The organism is Bacillota bacterium (genome assembly GCA_024655925.1).
Taxonomy (GTDB): domain Bacteria; phylum Bacillota; class DTU025; order DTU025; family JANLFS01; genus JANLFS01.
The window spans coordinates 1-2,388 of sequence record JANLFS010000204.1 but is presented as its reverse complement, the minus strand read 5'-3'; the positions used below and the strand labels follow the sequence as shown (position 1 = coordinate 2,388).

Genomic DNA, 2,388 nt, shown 5'->3' with positions numbered 1-2,388 from the left:
CAAGCGTAACCGATTCGAGGAAAGGGGGACTCCCCACTTCTTCTTGACTCAGACACCCAAAACTCATCCGTTGCACACTCGAACCTGCAGTGGTAAAATCATCTTACTAAACATATGTCCCCGGGGAGCTGGCCGAGCCGGCTGAGAGGGCAGCGAAGGGCTGCCGACCCGCATACCTGATCTGGGTAATACCAGCGAAGGGAGTCAACGGGATCGCATGCAGGTGCGCCGCAACCCGGGATCGGGAGTGCGGCGCATTTTGTTGTCCCGGTGCGGGCGGGGAGATCATCTCCGAAAGGGGAGGAGTGAAGTCTCGTGGCGTGGGGGAGTGTTGGGTTTCAGGTGTTGCCGCTCGTGGAAGGGCCCAAGGAACGAGTGTATTCAGCGGTGGACCGTGCGATCGAAGTAGTCGAGAGGTCTGGCGTCAAGTACCAGGTTGGCCCGCTCGAGACAGTCATGGAAGGCGAGATCTCGGAATTGCTTGATATCGTTCTCCGGGCACAGGAGGCGGTCCGGAAGACGGGTGTTGGAACCGTGATTACTTACGTCAAGATCGTCAACAGTGAAGAGCCGAGCACGATGGAGGAGAAGGTGGCCAAGTACCGTGCGGCGGGTCACTAGAGTATGGGGAATCGGGGTCATTTTGGCCCTCATGGTCCTGTGGGAGGTTTTGGTACGATGGCTCGAACTGCCCCCATGGCTTCTCCCGGGGCCGGTTCGCATCATGGGCGCCGGACGCGACACGGCGGAGCTGCTGGTCTGGCACACGCTGCACACCCTCAAGGCCGCAGCGCTTGGGACTGCGTTGGCTGTGGGCGGCGGGCTTGTCTTCGGGGTGCTCATCCACACACTGCCGGTATTGCGGTTCAACCTCTATCCACTTCTCGTCGCGTCGCAGACGGTGCCAACCCTGGTGGTTGCACCCTTGTTGACTCTGTGGTTCGGGTATGGGATCCTGCCCAAGGTCCTCCTGGTTGGCCTCGCATGCTTCTTCCCTGTGACAGTGGGTGTCATCGATGGACTTGAGGCGGCCGACCAGGAGCTGGTGGCACTCGCGCGCACGATGGGCGCATCCCCAGCGCGCCTGTTTTGGAAGATTCGGTGGCCGTCATCGCTTCCTTCGCTTTTTACAGGGCTTCGAGTAGCCATAACCTACTCGATCATCGCAACTGTGGTGGCAGAGTGGATGGGAGCGGACGCTGGCCTCGGGGTGTACCTGACGCGCGCGTCACACTCATACTTGACTGACAGAGTGTTCGCGGCGATAGTGGTGATCTCTGCCCTGAGTTTACTGCTGTTCTGGGCCGTGAACCGCTTGGCCGCGATGGCGATTCCCTGGTATTCGAAGAACAACCATGAGAGCAAATGAGGAATTGGATTCGGCAACTCAGGAACGAAAAGGAGGCATTCCCATGACACAATCGCTATATACGGGTGGTGCAAAGCACCGCAGACGTCGGATTCTCTTGGCTGTCGCCTTAGTATGCCTTCTTGCGACAGTGGCCACCCTGGGCGGGCTTGCGACCGTGACAGCGCGCGCCCGTCTCACACCGGTGACGCTTCTTTTGGACTGGACGCCCAACACGAATCATACGGGCATCTACGTAGCCCTCGACTGCGGATGGTACGCCGAGGAAGGCATCGACCTCAAACTTCTCACGCCTGGACAGGGCGGTTCCGTGGAGCAGATGGTCGCGGCCGGCAGGGTCAACTTCGGCATCAGCTTCCAGGAGTGGGTCACCAACGCTCGGGCGGCCGGCCTTCCGCTGGTGTCGGTTGCAGCGGTTATCCAGCACAACACTTCCGGGTTCGCCACTCTCGCAGGGAAGGGAGTCGCGCGTCCGAAGGAGTTTGCGGGCCTTGTGTACGGCGGATGGGGTTCACCGATGGAGACTGCGATCCTCTCGAGCCTGATGAAGGCGGACGGAGGCGATTTCTCCAGGCTCAAGCAGGTTACAGTGGGCGAGGGCGACCTTCTCATAATGCTCCAGAGGGACATCGACCTTGCCTGGATCTTCTATGGGTGGCAGGGCATCGAGGCGGAGCTGAGGGGAATCCCTCTCAACGTAGTCATGCTACGGGACTATACCTGGGCTGTCCCCGACTACTACACCCCGGTCGTGGTCACAAGTGAGGCAATGATAGCCTCCAACCCGGACGTCGTCCGCAGGTTCATGAAGGCCACCAGTCGGGGCTACGCGTATGCAATTGCGAACCCGGGTGAGGCCGCGGACATCCTGGTCCGCCGGGTCCCAGAGATCAAGCCGGAACTTGCCCGGGCGAGCCAGGCCTGGCTCTCTCCAAGGTACCAGGAGGACGCCCCGAATTGGGGGTACCAGCGCGAGGAAGTCTGGCAGCGCTTCGCCGACTGGATGTATGAGAACAAGC

Annotated in this window: 3 protein-coding genes and 1 riboswitch; all 3 genes read left to right on the top strand. The window is 60.5% G+C overall.

The window, feature by feature from the left end; translation table 11 throughout:
* The first annotated feature begins 111 nt into the window (after nucleotides 1–111).
* Nucleotides 112–220: riboswitch (TPP riboswitch) on the top strand.
* Between the two features lie 95 nt (nucleotides 221–315).
* The gene (locus NUW23_16090; GenBank protein ID MCR4427670.1) at nucleotides 316–621 is read left to right on the top strand and encodes a thiamine-binding protein; all 306 of its coding nucleotides are present in this window, start codon (nucleotides 316–318) and stop codon (nucleotides 619–621) included.
* Nucleotides 605–1,369: an ABC transporter permease gene (locus tag NUW23_16085; GenBank protein MCR4427669.1), complete on the top strand. Its 765-nt coding sequence runs from the start codon at nucleotides 605–607 to the stop codon at nucleotides 1,367–1,369. Before NUW23_16090 ends, NUW23_16085 begins: the two co-directional genes overlap by 17 nt.
* A 43-nt stretch (nucleotides 1,370–1,412) precedes the next feature.
* Nucleotides 1,413–2,388, top strand: a 976-nt coding sequence (locus NUW23_16080) for an ABC transporter substrate-binding protein (protein MCR4427668.1), incomplete at its 3' end; no start/stop codon positions are given.